The following is a 14,915-nucleotide window of genomic DNA, read 5'->3' as shown; positions in this document are numbered from 1 at the left end:
TATTTTTTCGTTGTCCGCTCGTCATGTTGCGCTGGTTTGAATCGCTGATCGAAGTATTCGTCGCTGCCCCGCCGGAAACCCCGCCGCGCGGCGTACTGCGCTTTTATCTGTTCCACCTGCGTCCGGTCTGGCGTGTGTTCGCCGGCGCCTGCGTGGCCGGACTGTTGCTGGCGCTGGCCGAAGTCATGATGTTCGGTTATCTCGGCCAGCTGATCGATCTGGTCAACGCGAGCAAGCCGGCGGACTTCTTCAGCGAACACGCCGCCGCCTTGGCCTGGATGGCCTTCGTCGTGCTGATCGCGCGGCCGTTTCTGCTCTGGCTGCATTGCCTGTTCATCAACCAGGCGGTCGCGCCGAGCCTCGACAACCGCGTGCGCTGGCTCAGCCATCGCCACGTCGTGCGCCAGAGCCTCGGCTTTTTCCAAAACGATTTCGCCGGCCGCATCGCCAACCGCGTCATGCATGCCGGCGACTCGCTGCGCGAATCGTCGGTGCAGATCGTCGACGCGATCTGGTACGTGCTGATCTACACCGCGAGCGCCCTGGTGCTGTTCGCCGAAGCCGACCTCTGGCTGATCGTGCCGCTGGTGATCTGGCTGTTCGTCTACGTCGGCATCCTTTGTTATTTCGTGCCGCGCACGAAGGCGCGTTCCTGGCGCGCGTCCGAGGCGCGTTCGAAGCTGATGGGCCGTCTGGTCGACGGTTACGGCAACATCCTCACGCTGAAGCTGTTCGCGCACAGCGACCGCGAGGACGCCTACGTCGCCGAGGCACTGCGCGAACAGGTCGCCGCGAGCCGGCAAATGACTCGGCAGGTCACCGGTATGGATGCCTCGATCTCGATCGTCAACGGTTTCATGATCGTCGGCACGGCGGCGCTCGCGACCTGGCTGTGGAGCCGCGGCGCGGTCAGCGCCGGCGCGATCGCGCTGAGCACGGGCCTGACCATCCGCATCCACAACATGTCCGGCTGGATCATGTGGGTGGTCAACGGCATCTTCGAGAACATCGGCACGGTGCAGGACAGCATCGAGACGATCTCGCAGCCACGCGACATCGTCGATGCGGCCGGAGCACCGGAACTCGCGGTGCGCGCTGGCGCGGTCGAATTCCACGACATCCATTTCCATTACGGCCAGAAGGGCGGGGTGATTTCGGGGCTCGACCTTGCGATCCGGCCCGGCGAGAAAATCGGTCTGGTCGGCCCGTCCGGCGCGGGCAAGTCGACCCTGGTCAACCTGCTCCTGCGATTGCACGACCTCGAAGGCGGCCGCATCACCATAGACGGCCAGAACATCGCCGCGGTGACACAGGAAAGCCTGCGCAGCCGGGTCGGCATGGTCACGCAGGACACTTCGCTGCTGCATCGCTCGATCCGCGACAACCTGCTCTACGGCCGCCCGGATGCGGACGAGACCGCGCTCGCCGACGCGGTGCGCCGCGCGCGCGCCGAAGAATTCATCCCGCAGCTCGTCGACGGCGACGGCCGCCGCGGCTTCGAGGCGCACGTCGGCGAACGCGGCGTCAAACTGAGCGGCGGCCAGCGCCAGCGCATCGCGATTGCACGCGTGCTGCTCAAGGACGCGCCGATCCTCGTGCTTGACGAGGCGACCTCGGCGCTCGATTCCGAAGCCGAGGCGGCGATCCAGGACAGCCTTGACGAGCTGATGCAAGGCAAGACCGTGATTGCGATTGCGCATCGCCTGTCGACGATCGCGCGCATGGATCGTCTGGTGGTGATGGACCGCGGCCGTATCGTCGAGTCCGGCACTCACGCCGAACTGATCGCGCGCGAGGGCTTGTACGCGCGCCTGTGGGCGCGCCAGACCGGCGGCTTCGTCGCCGCCGAAGCCGAGGCGGAGCTGGAAACCCAGGCATAAACGGCCCGCGGCGGCGCTGCTACAATCTTCGCGCCCGCGCATCGTGCGCGGAAGGAAATCCTGCATGGCCATCGTGTTCGTCGCGATCGTACTCGTCCTCCTGTTCACGCACTTCGTTCCGGATTCGCAGCGCCTGCGCAATTTTTCCTGGCTGCGCGGCTGGCAGGACCAAGGTGCCGCGCAGTCGAGCGCGGAGCTCGGACTCGCGATCACGATCGGTCTGCCGGTGCTGGTCTGCCTGATCGTGCAACTCGCTCTGCGCGGCAACGTATTCGGCTTGCCGACCTTGGTCTTTGCCGTGGTCGTGCTGTTCTACTGCCTCGGCCCGCGCGACCTCGAACGCGACGTCGAAGCGGTCGACAAGGCGCCCGACAGCAGCCGCCGCATCGATGCGGTACAGGCGCTGCGGCCCGAAGAGTCGAGTGCGCCACTGCCGTTCCAGGCCGAGCCGCTCGTCGAAGCGACGTTCACCGCGGGATTGCGGCGCGTATTCGGCGTGGTCTTCTGGTTCGCCGTGCTCGGGCCGGTCGGCGCGTTGCTCTACCGTCTCGTCGTTCTGCTCGCCTACACCCCGACGCATGCGCAGGCACTGCCTGCCGCGCAACAATCGCTCGCCGACAAATTCGCGCGCCTGCTCGACTGGCTGCCCGCGCATCTGATCGCGCTCGCGCTGGCGATCGCCTCGGATTTCGATGCGGTGCTCAAGACCTGGCGCGACTATCACGCCGCGCACGGCAAAGGATATTGGAGCCTCGACTCGGGTTTTCTCGGCGCGATCGCGCGCGCGAGCGTCGATGCCGACGTGGAAGCGGGCGACGGCCATGCGGTCGACGTCAGTGATCCGCTCGTCGAACTCGACGATGCGATGACCTTGATTCGCCGCGTGTTGATTGTGTGGCTGGCCGTTCTGGCCGTGGTCGTGATTGCGGGTGTGTTTGGGTAGAGAGATTTGTGAGCGGGAAGCGGTCAGCGGGAAAAGCAAATGATCGGCTGCCTCGCTCTTCCCGCTCACCGCTTCCCGCTCACCGCTCACTCCCACTAAGCCATCTCGCCGCGCAACTCGCGCACCTTCGCTTCTAACACCTCTGCACTCGCTTCGCCCGGCGGTACCGCCGGCCCGGCAACGAGTTCGATCCGCGAACGGAAGCGCCGTGGTAGGCGCGCGCGGTTGAGCCACGAATCCTTGCGGCTGAAGATGCTGCCCCAGAGGCCGCGCAGCGCCAGCGGCACGACCGGCACCGGGCGCGCGGCGAGAATCCGTTCGACACCGGGTCGGAACGGCGCGATCTCACCGTCGCGCGTGATTCCGCCTTCGGGAAAGATGCAGACGACGTTGCCTTCGGCGAGTTCCTTGTCGACTTCCTCGAACGCACGTTGCAGCAGCGCAGGATCTTCCTTCGCGCCCGCGATCGGTATCGCCTTCGCCGTGCGGAAGATGAAGTTCAAGCCGGGGATGTCGTAGATCTTGTAGTACATGACGAAGCGCACCGGCCGGCGCACGCTGCCGCCGAGGATCAGCGGGTCGACGAAACTGACGTGATTGCACACCAATAGCGCCGGGCCTTCGTCGGGAATGTTCTCCAGTCCTTGCAGACGGATCCGGTACAGCGTGTTGATGAGAATCCAGGTAAGGAAACGCATCAGGAATTCCGGCACCAGCGTGTAGATATAGATCGCGACGATCGCGTTCATCACCGCGGTCGCGAGCAGCAGTTGCGGAATGCTCAGGCCGGCCTTGTTGAGCAGGATCGCCGACAGCGCCGCGGCGACGACCATGAAGAGCGCATTCATGATGTTGTTCGCCGCGATCACGCGCGAGCGGCGCTCCGGGTCGCTGCGCGTCTGGATCAGGGCGAACAGCGGCACGATGAAGAAGCCGGAGAAGATCGCCATCAGCACGAGATCGATGAGCACTCGCCAGATGCCGGGCTGGCGCAGCATCGCCGTCGCGGTCAGGCCGAGTTCGCCGACGGCGACCGGATGGGCGAAGTAGAGATCGATGCCGAACACGGTCATGCCGAGCGAGCCGAACGGCACGAGGCCGATCTCGACCTTGTGTCCGGACAGGCGCTCGCAAAGCATCGAGCCGGCGCCGATGCCGATCGAGAACACGGTCAGCAGCAGGGTGTAGACGCCGGCGTCGCCGCCGAGCACGTCCTTCGCGTAGACCGGCAACTGGGTGAAATAGATCGAGCCGTAGAACCAGAACCACGAGATGCCGAGGCAGGACAGGAACACCGTGCGGTTGCCGCGGATGTAGCCGATGTTGCGCCAGGTTTCGGTGAACGGGTTCCAGTTGAGCTTGAGCGCGGGATCGGCGGCCGGCGTGCGCGGCATCGCCAGCGCGCAGAGCAGGCCGATCACGGCGATCGCGATCGTGGTGCTGCCGACCAGCCACGCGCCGAGCCCGTCGATGCGGATCAGCGAGGTGCCGAGAATCGTACCGATCAGGATTGCGAGAAAGGTTGCCATCTCGATCAGGCCGTTGCCGCCGACCAGCTCCCGCTCGTTGAGCACCTGCGGCAGCAGGCCGTACTTGAGCGGGCCGAACAGAGTCGAATGCAGGCCCATCAGGAACAGCATCGCAAGCAGCAGCGGGATATTGCGGCCGAGAAAGCCGATGCAGGCGATCGCCATGATCGCGATCTCGAGCAGCTTGACCAGTTGCGCCAGCCGCGACTTGTCGAACTTGTCCGAGAGCTGGCCGCTCGTCGCCGAGAACAGCAGGAACGGCAGGATGAACAAGCCGGCCGCGAGATTGGTATACATGTTCACATCGGCGGCGGTGAGCCCCGGGGTCAGGAACGCGATCAGGATGACCAGCGCCTGCTTGAACACGTTGTCGTTGAACGCACCGAGCCCCTGGGTCAGGAAGAACGGCAGGAAGCGTCGCTGGCGCAGCAGGTCGAACTGGTTTTGTGCCGACATCGAACGCTCCTTGGTGGCCGATGCGCGCATGATCATCGCATCGGCCGGATTCGTATTCTTCTCGTGCCGCGGTATCGCAATGTGCACGGTTCGGTATAGCAATTTGCGCCTGGGCCTGCGGGCGCATTCACCCCGGGTTGAGAGTAGCAAATCGGATGGCTGATAAACTACGCGCCACTCCTTCTATGGCGCGGCTTGCGCGCAGACCGATCCCATGCCTCGAATTTCCACGCTCGTTGCCGCCACGTTGATTGCGTTGTCCGCCGCCGGCGCTGCGCACGCGGACTCGCTGATCCAGCCCGTGCCGGTGCCCGACACCTCCAAGCTCGCGCCGGAAGCGGCGAAGAAAATCGCCGACGAACGCGCCGTGATCGACAAGGCCAGGGCCAGCCTGGTCGGTCCGCCGCTGGCCGAGGCCTACGCCGACCTCGGCGCGCTCTATGCGCGCAACGATTTCGACGAGGCTGCGGCGGTCGCCTTTTACGACGCCTCACAGATCAGCCCGAACGACGGCCGCTGGTACTACCTGCGCGGCGTGATCGCGCGCAGGCTCAAGCGCAACGACGATGCGCGTGCGAACTTCCAGGCCGCGTTCGAGCGCGACAAGGTGTATTTGCCGATCAGCTTCCGCCTTGCCGACGTCCTGCTCGAAACCGGCGATGCGGCCGGCGCGCGCAAGCTGCTCGAAGACGCGGCGCGCGAACACGCCGACCAGGCCGTGCCGTTTGCGATGCTCGGTCAGCTCGCGCTCAAGCAGAAGCGCTACGCGGATGCGGTCGACGGATTGAACAAGGCGCTGAAGCTCGAACCGCAGGCGAACGGGCTGTATACCTATCTCGCCGACGCCTACGCGGGGCAGGGCAATACCAAGGCCGCCGAAGAGGCGCGCGCCAAGGCCGGGTCGGTCGCGGTGCAGATCAACGATCCGCTCGTCGCCGGCATGCTCTCGCCGCCGCCGCGGGTCGGCACGACGGTCGCCGATGCACAGGCTCTGGCGCGCGAGGGCAATATCCAGGCCGCGCGCGACACGTTGGCCGGGCTGCTGAAGAAGAACCCGGACGACGTCGAAGCGCTCGCGCTCGCCGCACGCATCGAGGCGACGCTCGGCAACCAGGCGATCGCGCAGACCTATATCGACCGGGCGCTCCAGGCGAAATCCGAGAACGCGGTCACGCACGTATCGGCCGGTATCGTCGCCGAATACGGTGCGGACGATGCGAAAGCCTATGACGAGTACCGCAAGGCGCAGAAGATCGATCGCAAGCAGCCCGATTCGTGGCTGCTGCTCGGCAATGCCGAGATGCGCCGCGCACGCTACGCGCAGGCGGTCGAGCAGTATCGCGGCTTGGTCGCATTGCAGCCGGCCAACGCCGTCGCCTACGCGCACCTCGTCGCCGCGCTGTTCGCCCAGGGCAAGTGCGCGGATGCGCTGTCGGCGATCAACGATGCGGTCGCGAAGAACAAGAACGACGGCGACTTGCTCCAGGTCTTCGTGCGCACCGCGAGTACCTGCCCCGATGCCGACGCGAAGACGCGCGACGTCGCCCTCGACTACGGCAAGCTGCTCTACAAGGAGCGGCCCGATGCAAACAACTCGACCGCACTCGCGCTCGCGCTCGCCGCGCACGGCAAATTCAAAGAGGCACAGGAATATCAGGCGCAGGCGATCTTCGAGGCGACGCGTGCGCGCGACGCCGAGGCGGCCGCGTTGTTCCGCACCACGATGCAGCAGTTCGTCAAACAGCAGATGCCCGATCGGCCGTGGCCGGCCGAGCATCCTTACTTCAAGGCGCCGCTGCTGACCGCCACGCGCGCCGTCGCGGCGCAACCCGCTGCGCCGGCGGCGGCGCCGGCGAAAAAATAGTCCGGCGGATCGCTCGCGGCGCGCTCAGCTCCGACGCTGCAGCGCGCGATGGCCGATGTCGCGACGGTAGAACGCGCCGTCGAAATGGATGCGTTCGGCGGCGGCATAGGCATTCGTCCGCGCCGCGCGCAGGTCATCGCCGAGTGCGCAGACAGTCAGCACGCGCCCGCCCGAGCTGACGGCATGGCCGTCGTCGAATTTGCTGCCGGCGTGGAACACCTTCACGTCCGTGCCGAAATCGAGGTCGTGGCCTGAGATCGCATCGCCCGTGCGCACCGTGCCCGGATAACCGTGTGCGGCGAGCACGACGCCGATCGCGGGGCGCGCGTCCCATTGCGTGCGCTGGGTGCCGAGCCGGCCGTCGAGCGCGGCCTCGATCAGTTCGACGAGATCCGATTGCAGGCGCAGCATGATCGGCTGGGTTTCCGGATCGCCGAAGCGCACATTGAACTCGATTACCTTCGGCGCGCCGTGTTTGTCGATCATCAGCCCAGCGTAGAGAAAGCCGGTGAACGGCGCACCGTCCGCGGCCATGCCGGCGAGGGTCGGTTCGATCACTTCGAGCAGAACGCGCGCTTCGACCGCCGGCGTGACCACGGGCGCGGGCGAATACGCGCCCATGCCGCCCGTGTTCGGGCCGGTGTCGCCGTCGCCGACGCGCTTGTGGTCCTGGCTCGTCGCCATCGGCAACGCGTGTTTGCCGTCGGCGATGACGATATAGCTCGCCTCTTCGCCTTCGAGGAATTCTTCGATCACGACGCGCGCGCCGGCGCTGCCTAAGGTCTGCGCGCCGAGCATGTCTTCGAGCGCGTGTTCGGCCTCGGCGAGCGACATCGCGACGACCACGCCCTTGCCGGCCGCAAGGCCGTCGGCCTTGATCACGATCGGCGCACCGTGCGCGCGTACGTGGGCGAGCGCGGGCGCGAGTTCGGTGAACACGGCGTAGTGCGCAGTCGGAATGTTGTGACGCGCGAGAAAATCTTTGGCGAACGCCTTGGAGCCTTCGAGCTGTGCGGCCTTGGCACTCGGGCCGAAGCAGCGCAGTCCCGCCGCGGCAAAGCGGTCGACGAGGCCGGCGACGAGCGGCGCTTCGGGGCCGACCACGGTCAATGCGATGTTTTCCGTCCGGGCGAAATGCAGCAGGGCATCGATGTCGGTCGCAGCGATCGGCACATTGCGCAGCCCCGGCTCGCTTGCCGTGCCCGCATTGCCGGGCGCGACAATCACTTCGCTCACGCGCGGCGATTGCTTCAGCTTCCAGGCCAGAGCGTGTTCGCGTCCGCCGGAACCGATGACCAAAACTTTCATAGCGACTCCTGCTTTGCTTCTCCGCTTGGAAGAAGGTGCCTCATTAGAGGCGAATAAGGGATAAGCCTTGCCGTTTTCGAGTAGAGGGGATCGTGTGAAACCCCTCCCTTATCCGGCGCTTCACGCCACCTTTTCCGGTGGGCGAAGGGAAGCGTCAATGGCGGAAGTGGCGGATGCCGGTGAACACCATGGCGATATCGTGTTCGTCAGCCGCGGCGATCACCTCGCCGTCGCGCATCGAGCCGCCCGGCTGGATCACGCTGCGGATGCCGGCCTTGGCCGCCGCGTCGATGCCGTCGCGGAACGGGAAGAACGCATCGCTCGCCATCGCGCTGCCGGGCACGATCAGGCCCGCTTCCTCGGCCTTGAGCGCGGCGATCTTCGCGCTGACCACGCGGCTCATCTGGCCGGCGCCGATGCCGACGGTGCGGCGGTCCTTGGCATAGACGATCGCATTGGATTTGACGAACTTCGCCACGCGCCAGGCGAACAGCAGGTCTTCGAGTTCGGCCACGCTCGGCGCACGCTTGCTGACCACCTTGAGGTCGGCGCGCTGCACTTCGTGCACGTCGGCGGTCTGCATCAGCAGGCCGGAGCCGACGCGCTTGACGTCGACATTGTTGCGGCCGGCTCCGTGCGGAATCTTGAGCACGCGCACGTTGGCCTTCTTCGCGCAGACCGTGAGCGCCGCTTCGTCGTAGTCGGGCGCGATCAGCACTTCGACGAACTGGCGGTCGAGAATCGTTTTCGCAGTCGCGGCGTCGAGCTTTTGATTGAACGCGATGATGCCGCCGAACGCCGACGTCGGATCGGTCGCATAGGCGGCTTCGTAGGCGTCGAGAATGCCCGCCGCTTCGGCCACGCCGCACGGGTTCGCATGCTTGACGATCACGCAGGCGGGCACGTCGCCGAACTGGCGCACGCATTCCCAGGCGGCGTCGGCATCGGCGAGGTTGTTGTACGACAGTTCCTTGCCCTGCAGTTGGGTGAACGTCGCCAGCGTGCCCGCTACCGGCCACAGGTCGCGGTAGAACACGCCTTGCTGGTGCGGATTCTCGCCGTAGCGTAGATCCATAACTTTGATGAAGTTGCCGTTGTTCTGCGCCGGGAACAGCGCGCGCGAACCGTCGGCCTGGATAGCCGACAGATAATTGCTGATGAAGGCGTCGTACTGCGCGACGCGATTGAACGCGGCGACCGACAGGGCGAAACGCGTCGCCGCCGAGAGCGCGCCGTCGTTCGCTTCGAGTTCGGCGAGGGCGGCGGCGTACTGCCCCGAATCGGTCAGCACGGCGACGCGTGGATAATTCTTCGCCGCGGCGCGCAGCATCGCCGGGCCGCCGATATCGATATTCTCGACCGCTTCGGCCAGCGTATGACCGGCGCGCGCCGTGACGGCCTCGAACGGATACAGATTGAGCACGAGCAGATCGATCGGGCCGATGTCGTGCTGCGCCATCACCGCTTCGTCGATGCCCGCGCGGCCGAGCAGGGCGCCGTGGATCTTCGGATGCAGGGTCTTGACGCGGCCGTCCATGATTTCCGGAAAGCCGGTCACCTCGCTCACGTCGCGTACCGCGATGCCGGCGTCGCGCAGCGCTTTCGCCGTGCCGCCGGTGGAGAGCAGTTCGACTTTGCGCGCGGCCAGCGCGCGCGCGAGTTCGATCAGGCCGGTCTTGTCGGAGACGCTGAGCAGCGCGCGCCGGATCGGTACGAGAGTGTCGGACATGGGATTTCCGCAGTTCGTTGAAGAAGCGCGGCCGCTCGCGGCCGCTCGTCGACTACGCGGCCACGCGTGGCCGCAAAGGCAAACAGGCGGAAATTATAACGGTCTTGCCGGGAGGTGCGGCCCGCGACGGGCGGTTTTCGATTTCGGCGACCGGGATAATCGCCGAGAAAGCTTTGAATGCGGCCGCGGAAGAAGATTTTTCGACTCGCGCGATCGCGGCGGATCGCGAAAACGCAGGCTCAGAGCCCGTGCGCGGCGAGCTTCTTGCGTAAAGTCGCGCGGTTGATGCCGAGCGCCGTCGCCGCCTTGCTCTGGTTGCCGCCGGCCCAGCTCATCACTTCGCGCAGCAGCGGTGTTTCCACCTCGTCGAGCACGAGTTCGTAGAGACCGCTCGCTTCTCCGTCCATGTCGAGCAGGTAGCGGCGCACGGCGCGTGCGACGCACTCGCGCAATGCGGGCTGCAGTGCGGATTCGGTCGCCTCGGCGAGGCGAAGGTTCGGAGCGGCGTTCATGGTCTGGGTGTCCCCTTTGTTTCCAGTCTTCCCTGTGTACGGCAAACCCGCACCCTGCGTGCGCGATCGAAGCTGAAGATTTTGCAGCGCGGGTCGGATAGTTTATCGCTGCGGCGCTCACTAGTTAAGTATTTTTTTGTCTTGTCTTCGAAGACGAAGGCATATATGCAAGCGCCGTTCCTATTTGGCGTGCATTGCTCAGAGAAATTTGAATTCGTAGGCGACCGCGTTCTTGCCCGGATCGGCGACTTCGAACACGAGCGCGGTCGATGCGTGCGCGGCGAGACCGGCGCTGAGCGTGCGCACGTCGCCGAGATACTCGGACGGTTTGAAGCGCCGCATCGCAATGCGCTGTTCGTCGAGATCGGTCAGGGTGATCTCGACGATCGGAAACGCCTGGGCCACGTCGGCGTCGTTGCGCAGCGTGGCCGAGATGATCAGCGCGTTCGGTACGGAAGGATGCGGACGCACGTCGCGCGAGAGCAGGACGAAGTTTTCTGCGTCGTGCGCCACCGGCAGCGTGCAGTGCAAAAGAGAGCAGCCGCGTTCGAGCCAGGCGCGCGAAGTCGGGTTCTGCAACAGTTCGGTGCGCTCGGCCCAGGCAATCTGGGCGAGCAGCAGCGGCGCGAGAATCGCGATGCCGCCTTTCCAGATCCGATTCGACCTCGCCGAAGGCGCCGGATGCGTGCGCGCGAACTCCGGCGTCGGCGCGGCGGCCGGCCCCGCATGCGTGGCGATGTTCGCGGCGGCGATCGGGCGCATGACCGGCTGGACAAGGTCGGGCACCGACGCATCCGATTCGTGCGAAGCGAGGCGCTGTGCGCCGATCGGCAGATTGTCGGTCAGCGTGCGCAGGGCGTCGAACACGGCCGTGCAATGACTGCAGGACACGCTGCCGCGCGCCTGCGCGAGCGCCTCGGGCGCGATCAGGTAGATCGTCAGGCATTCGGGGCACTGCGTGTACATGGAGGGATTGTACTGGGCCGGGGAGCCGTAAGCGGTGAGCGGTGAGCGGGAAAAGAAATAGAGCGGCGCAGTTGGCTCTTCACCGCTTACCGCTTACGGCTCACCGCTCACGCCTTCTTGCCGTGATACGCACCCAGTCTTCGCGCGTCGCCACGGCGAGATCGTCGAACCATTGCGCATAACGCGTGAGCAATTCGCTTTCCTGACCCTGCAGAATGCCCGACAGCGCGAGCAGGCCGCCCGGCTCGACGCAGGCGGCGAACTGTGCGGCGAGATCGCCGAGTGGCCCGGCGAGAATGTTCGCGATCAGGATGTCGGCGCGCATTTCGGGGAAATCCTGCGGCAGATACAACTCGACTTTTTCTGCCACGCCGTTGCGTTCGGCGTTGACGCGGCTCGCCTCGATCGCTTGTGGATCATTGTCGACGCCGATCGCGCGCGCGGCGCCGAGCTTGAGTGCGGCCACGGCGAGCACGCCCGATCCGCAGCCGAAGTCGATCAAGGTCTTGTCTGCGACGGCGGTCGCGTCGAGCCATTCCAGGCACAGCGCCGTGGTCGGATGCGTGCCCGTGCCGAAGGCGAGACCGGGATCGAGATGGACGATGACCTTGCCGCCATCGTCCGCGGTCGGCGCGACCGTGCTCGGATAAATCCACAGGCGTGCGCCGAACTGCATCGGTTGGTACGTGTCCATCCACGCGCGCGTCCAATCCTGGTCCTCGACCTCGCGGAACGCGATGCGCTCCGGCGCGAGTTCGGGCACGAGTTCGTGCAGCGCATGGACGAGGCCGCTGCGGTCGGTGCCGCCGTCGAAAAGCGCCTGCAGCACGATCTCGTTCCACAGCGGCAGCTCGCCGACGCCGGGTTCGAAGATCGCGCGCTCGTCGGGGGTGTCGGCGTCCGCGTCGCGCAGCGTGATCGACAGCGCGCCGAGATCTTCGAGCGCGAGTTCGATTTGTTCCTGCTGTTTTGCGTGCAGGGTCAGGGAGAGTTCAAGCCATGACATATTTTTGCCGTCGTTCCCGCAAAGGCGGGGCGTTTTCAACAGCCGCAGGGTGGGTCATCTCTTCCGCTCTTGCGCTGCATATGTTTGCAAGAGCGAAGTCGCTGGATTCCCGCCTTCGCGGGAATGACGAACGAGGGCGTCGCTCCTCGTCGCCATAGCCTTCGGCAATTTCAGCCCTCGACCCTCAGCCCTTTGCCTTTCTCGCGCTGCTCAGCAATGCGCTTTTCGAGATAGTGGATGTTCTGTCCGCCGGCCTGGAATCCGCCGTCGGCCATGATGCGCTGCTGCAGCGGGATATTCGTCTTCACGCCGTCGACCACCATTTCGGCGAGCGCGATGCGCATGCGTGCGATTGCGGTCTCGCGGTCGCGGCCGTGCACGATCAGCTTGCCGATCATCGAGTCGTAGTTCGGCGGAATCCGGTAGCCGTCGTAGATGTGCGTGTCGACGCGCACGCCGGGACCGCCGGCGGCGAGGAAGCGCTTGATCGTGCCCGGCGAAGGCATGAATGTGTCGGGATCTTCGGCGTTGATGCGGCACTCGATCGCATGGCCGGTGATCTGGATGTCTTCCTGCCTGATCGACAGCTTCTCGCCGCTCGCGATCAACAGTTGCTCGCGCACCAGATCGACGCCGGTGATCATCTCGGTCACCGGATGCTCGACCTGGATGCGCGTATTCATCTCGATGAAGTAGAAACGGCCGTTTTCGTAAAGGAACTCGAACGTGCCGGCGCCGCGGTAGCCGATGCGGATGCAGGCATCGACGCAGACGCGGCCGATCTCGGCGCGCTGTTCCGGCGTGATGCCCGGCGCGGGCGCTTCTTCGACGACTTTCTGGTGGCGGCGCTGCATCGAGCAGTCGCGCTCGCCGAGGTGGATCGCGTTGCCCTGGCCGTCGGCGAGCACCTGGATCTCCACGTGGCGCGGATTCTCCAGGAACTTCTCCATGTAGACCTGATCGTTGTTGAACGCGGCCTTGGCCTCGGACTTGGTGGTCAGGATCGCGTTGTTGAGATGCGCTTCGGTGTGCACCACGCGCATGCCGCGTCCGCCGCCGCCGCCCGCAGCCTTGATGATGACCGGGTAGCCGATTTCGCGCGCGATCTTCGCGTTGGTCGCCGCATCGTCGCCGAGCGGTCCGCCCGAGCCGGGCACGCAGGGCACGCCGGCGGCCTTCATCGCCTTGATCGCTTCGACCTTGTCGCCCATCAGGCGGATCACCGGCGCGGTCGGGCCGATGAAGATGAAGCCGGACTGCTCGACGCGTTCGGCGAAGTCGGCGTTCTCCGACAAGAATCCGTAACCCGGATGAATCGCCTGCGCGTCGGTGACTTCCGCCGCGGCAATGATCGCCGGCGTCGACAGATAGCTTTCCGCCGCGGGCGCGGGTCCGATGCAGACCGATTCGTCGGCCATGCCGACGTGCTTGAGGTTGCGGTCTACCGTGGAGTGCACGGCCACCGTCTTGATACCGAGCGTATGGCAGGCGCGCAGGATGCGCAGCGCGATTTCGCCGCGGTTAGCGATAACAACTTTATCTAGCATGAGACGCTTTCGCTGTTTGTCATGGGCTGGACTGATCCGTGTGAGCGGTCAGCGGTGAGCGGTCAGCGGCAAGAGCGTTTTCCGCTCACCGCTCACCGTTCAGCCGCTCACCCGATAACAAACAGCGGCTCATCGAATTCGACCGGCTGGCCGCTCGTCGCGAGCACCGCGAGCACGGTTCCCGCCGCGTCGGCTTCGATCTGGTTAAACATCTTCATCGCCTCGATGATGCCGAGCGTGTCGCCGATCTTGACGGTTTGGCCGACCTTGACGAACGGCGGCGCCTCGGGATTCGGCGAGGCATAGAAAGTGCCGACCATCGGCGAGCGCAGCACGTGGCCCGGCGGCAATTCCTTGCCGCCAGCCGCCGGCGCCGGTGCGCTGGCCGCGGGGGCGGGTGCCGGCGCGTGCGCGGGCGCCGCAACCTGGACGTGCGTCGCCGGCGCGACGGCCGCCGTTCCCACGAGGCCCTTCGGCACGCGCGACAGACGCACGGATTCCTCGCCTTCCTTGATTTCAAGTTCGGCGAGGTTGGATTCCTCGAGGATATCGATCAGTTTTTTTATTTTGCGCAGGTCCATATATAAACCTTTCTTTTGGTTCCGATTATCTTTTGCTTTTAGGATTTCGGCGGGCGCGGCCCGTTACGCCGACGCCGCATCGAGCCGCTGCACGGCGGCTGCGAGCGCGAGGCCGTAGCCGATCGGTCCGAGACCGCAGATCACGCCGACCGCGAGGTCGGATAGGTAGCTGTGGCGGCGGAACGCCTCGCGCGCATGGACGTTCGACAGGTGCACTTCGATGAACGGGATCGCCACGGCCGCGAACGCGTCGCGCAGGGCGATGCTGGTGTGGGTGAACGCGCCGGGATTGATCAGAATGAACGCCGTGCCGTCGCTGCGCGCCTGTTGCACGCGGCCGACCAGCTCGTGCTCGGCGTTCGACTGCAAGTGTTCGAGCGCGTGGCCTGCCGCTTTCGCGCGTTCGGCCAGGTCGGCGTTGATATCGTCGAGCGTGGCGCGGCCGTAGATCTCCGGCTCGCGTGTGCCGAGCAGATTCAGATTGGGGCCGTGCAGGACGAGAATTTTCGCCACGAGTTCGCTGGATGCCGGCCGAGGGTCCGGCCAAGGCGCGCAAGTTTGCGCCGACGGTCCGAGGTTGTCCAGCACGATGTT

13 protein-coding genes are annotated in these 14,915 nt (G+C 65.5%); 4 read left to right on the top strand and 9 right to left on the bottom strand.

The genetic code is table 11. The annotated features are described in order from the left end of the window. The first annotated feature begins 23 nt into the window (after positions 1-23). Together FFS30_RS04735 and ampE are read left to right on the top strand one after the other, a co-directional pair. Positions 24-1,880, top strand: coding sequence for an ABC transporter ATP-binding protein (locus tag FFS30_RS04735; protein WP_137911936.1), 1,857 nt, complete (start codon positions 24-26; stop codon positions 1,878-1,880). 64 nt (positions 1,881-1,944) lie between these two features. After that, a complete protein-coding gene (ampE, locus tag FFS30_RS04730) occupies positions 1,945-2,823 on the top strand; it encodes a regulatory signaling modulator protein AmpE (protein ID WP_137911935.1) in 879 nt (292 codons plus the stop codon). A 95-nt stretch (positions 2,824-2,918) separates the two neighbouring features. On the opposite strand, the gene FFS30_RS04725 is transcribed toward ampE, so the two are convergent. Next, positions 2,919-4,808, bottom strand: coding sequence for an MFS transporter (locus FFS30_RS04725; RefSeq protein WP_137911934.1), 1,890 nt, complete (start codon positions 4,806-4,808; stop codon positions 2,919-2,921). Positions 4,809-5,022: 214 nt separating this feature from the next. Between FFS30_RS04725 and FFS30_RS04720 the strand changes: the two genes are divergently transcribed. After that, positions 5,023-6,672, top strand: coding sequence for a tetratricopeptide repeat protein (locus FFS30_RS04720; protein ID WP_137911933.1), 1,650 nt, complete (start codon positions 5,023-5,025; stop codon positions 6,670-6,672). Positions 6,673-6,696: 24 nt separating this feature from the next. On the opposite strand, the gene purD is transcribed toward FFS30_RS04720, so the two are convergent. Both purD and purH read right to left on the bottom strand, forming a co-directional pair. Further along, a complete protein-coding gene (gene purD / locus FFS30_RS04715) occupies positions 6,697-7,980 on the bottom strand; it encodes a phosphoribosylamine--glycine ligase (RefSeq protein ID WP_137911932.1) in 1,284 nt (427 codons plus the stop codon). Between the two features lie 154 nt (positions 7,981-8,134). Further along, positions 8,135-9,709 (bottom strand): bifunctional phosphoribosylaminoimidazolecarboxamide formyltransferase/IMP cyclohydrolase, encoded by a 1,575-nt coding sequence (purH, locus tag FFS30_RS04710; protein WP_137911931.1) that lies wholly within the window; start codon positions 9,707-9,709, stop codon positions 8,135-8,137. Between the two features lie 17 nt (positions 9,710-9,726). Here purH and FFS30_RS04705 point away from each other — a divergent pair, with 17 nt between their 5' ends. Continuing rightward, positions 9,727-9,981: a hypothetical protein gene (locus FFS30_RS04705; protein WP_137911930.1), complete on the top strand. Its 255-nt coding sequence runs from the start codon at positions 9,727-9,729 to the stop codon at positions 9,979-9,981. Here the strand turns inward: FFS30_RS04705 and FFS30_RS04700 are convergent. The 6 genes from FFS30_RS04700 to aroQ all read right to left on the bottom strand — a co-directional run bounded on the left by FFS30_RS04700 (position 9,949) and on the right by aroQ (position 14,834). Continuing rightward, a complete protein-coding gene (locus FFS30_RS04700) occupies positions 9,949-10,221 on the bottom strand; it encodes a helix-turn-helix domain-containing protein (RefSeq protein ID WP_137911929.1) in 273 nt (90 codons plus the stop codon). The two genes, FFS30_RS04705 and FFS30_RS04700, sit on opposite strands and share 33 nt — an antisense overlap. 198 nt (positions 10,222-10,419) lie before the next feature. Beyond that, complete coding sequence (locus FFS30_RS04695; protein ID WP_137912579.1) at positions 10,420-11,187, bottom strand: zinc-ribbon and DUF3426 domain-containing protein; 768 nt, start codon at positions 11,185-11,187, stop codon at positions 10,420-10,422. A gap of 100 nt (positions 11,188-11,287) precedes the next feature. Continuing rightward, positions 11,288-12,193 (bottom strand): 50S ribosomal protein L11 methyltransferase, encoded by a 906-nt coding sequence (prmA, locus tag FFS30_RS04690; RefSeq protein WP_137911928.1) that lies wholly within the window; start codon positions 12,191-12,193, stop codon positions 11,288-11,290. 170 nt (positions 12,194-12,363) lie between these two features. Then, on the bottom strand, positions 12,364-13,740 hold the full coding sequence (gene accC / locus FFS30_RS04685) for an acetyl-CoA carboxylase biotin carboxylase subunit (RefSeq protein ID WP_137911927.1): 1,377 nt from the start codon (positions 13,738-13,740) through the stop codon (positions 12,364-12,366). Between the two features lie 107 nt (positions 13,741-13,847). Next, entirely contained in the window at positions 13,848-14,321 is a 474-nt protein-coding gene (gene accB / locus FFS30_RS04680; RefSeq protein WP_137911926.1) for an acetyl-CoA carboxylase biotin carboxyl carrier protein, read from the bottom strand. Between the two features lie 63 nt (positions 14,322-14,384). Continuing rightward, positions 14,385-14,834, bottom strand: a complete 450-nt coding sequence (gene aroQ / locus FFS30_RS04675) for a type II 3-dehydroquinate dehydratase (RefSeq protein ID WP_137911925.1) — start codon at positions 14,832-14,834, stop codon at positions 14,385-14,387. Positions 14,835-14,915: the final 81 nt, after the last annotated feature.

This window comes from Rudaea sp. 3F27F6 (assembly GCF_005503555.1).
Lineage (GTDB): Bacteria > Pseudomonadota > Gammaproteobacteria > Xanthomonadales > Rhodanobacteraceae > Rudaea.
The sequence above is the reverse complement of the archived record's forward strand: the minus strand, read 5'-3'. Positions and strand labels throughout refer to the sequence as shown.

Coding starts and splice junctions, on each gene's coding strand:
- accB (WP_137911926.1), bottom strand. CDS start 14,321: ATGGACCTGCGCAAAATAAAAAAACTGATCGATATCCTCGAGGAATCC.
- FFS30_RS04700 (WP_137911929.1), bottom strand. CDS start 10,221: ATGAACGCCGCTCCGAACCTTCGCCTCGCCGAGGCGACCGAATCCGCA.
- FFS30_RS04695 (WP_137912579.1), bottom strand. CDS start 11,187: ATGTACACGCAGTGCCCCGAATGCCTGACGATCTACCTGATCGCGCCC.
- ampE (WP_137911935.1), top strand. CDS start 1,945: ATGGCCATCGTGTTCGTCGCGATCGTACTCGTCCTCCTGTTCACGCAC.
- accC (WP_137911927.1), bottom strand. CDS start 13,740: ATGCTAGATAAAGTTGTTATCGCTAACCGCGGCGAAATCGCGCTGCGC.
- purD (WP_137911932.1), bottom strand. CDS start 7,980: ATGAAAGTTTTGGTCATCGGTTCCGGCGGACGCGAACACGCTCTGGCC.
- FFS30_RS04735 (WP_137911936.1), top strand. CDS start 24: ATGTTGCGCTGGTTTGAATCGCTGATCGAAGTATTCGTCGCTGCCCCG.
- purH (WP_137911931.1), bottom strand. CDS start 9,709: ATGTCCGACACTCTCGTACCGATCCGGCGCGCGCTGCTCAGCGTCTCC.
- FFS30_RS04720 (WP_137911933.1), top strand. CDS start 5,023: ATGCCTCGAATTTCCACGCTCGTTGCCGCCACGTTGATTGCGTTGTCC.
- prmA (WP_137911928.1), bottom strand. CDS start 12,193: ATGTCATGGCTTGAACTCTCCCTGACCCTGCACGCAAAACAGCAGGAA.
- FFS30_RS04725 (WP_137911934.1), bottom strand. CDS start 4,808: ATGTCGGCACAAAACCAGTTCGACCTGCTGCGCCAGCGACGCTTCCTG.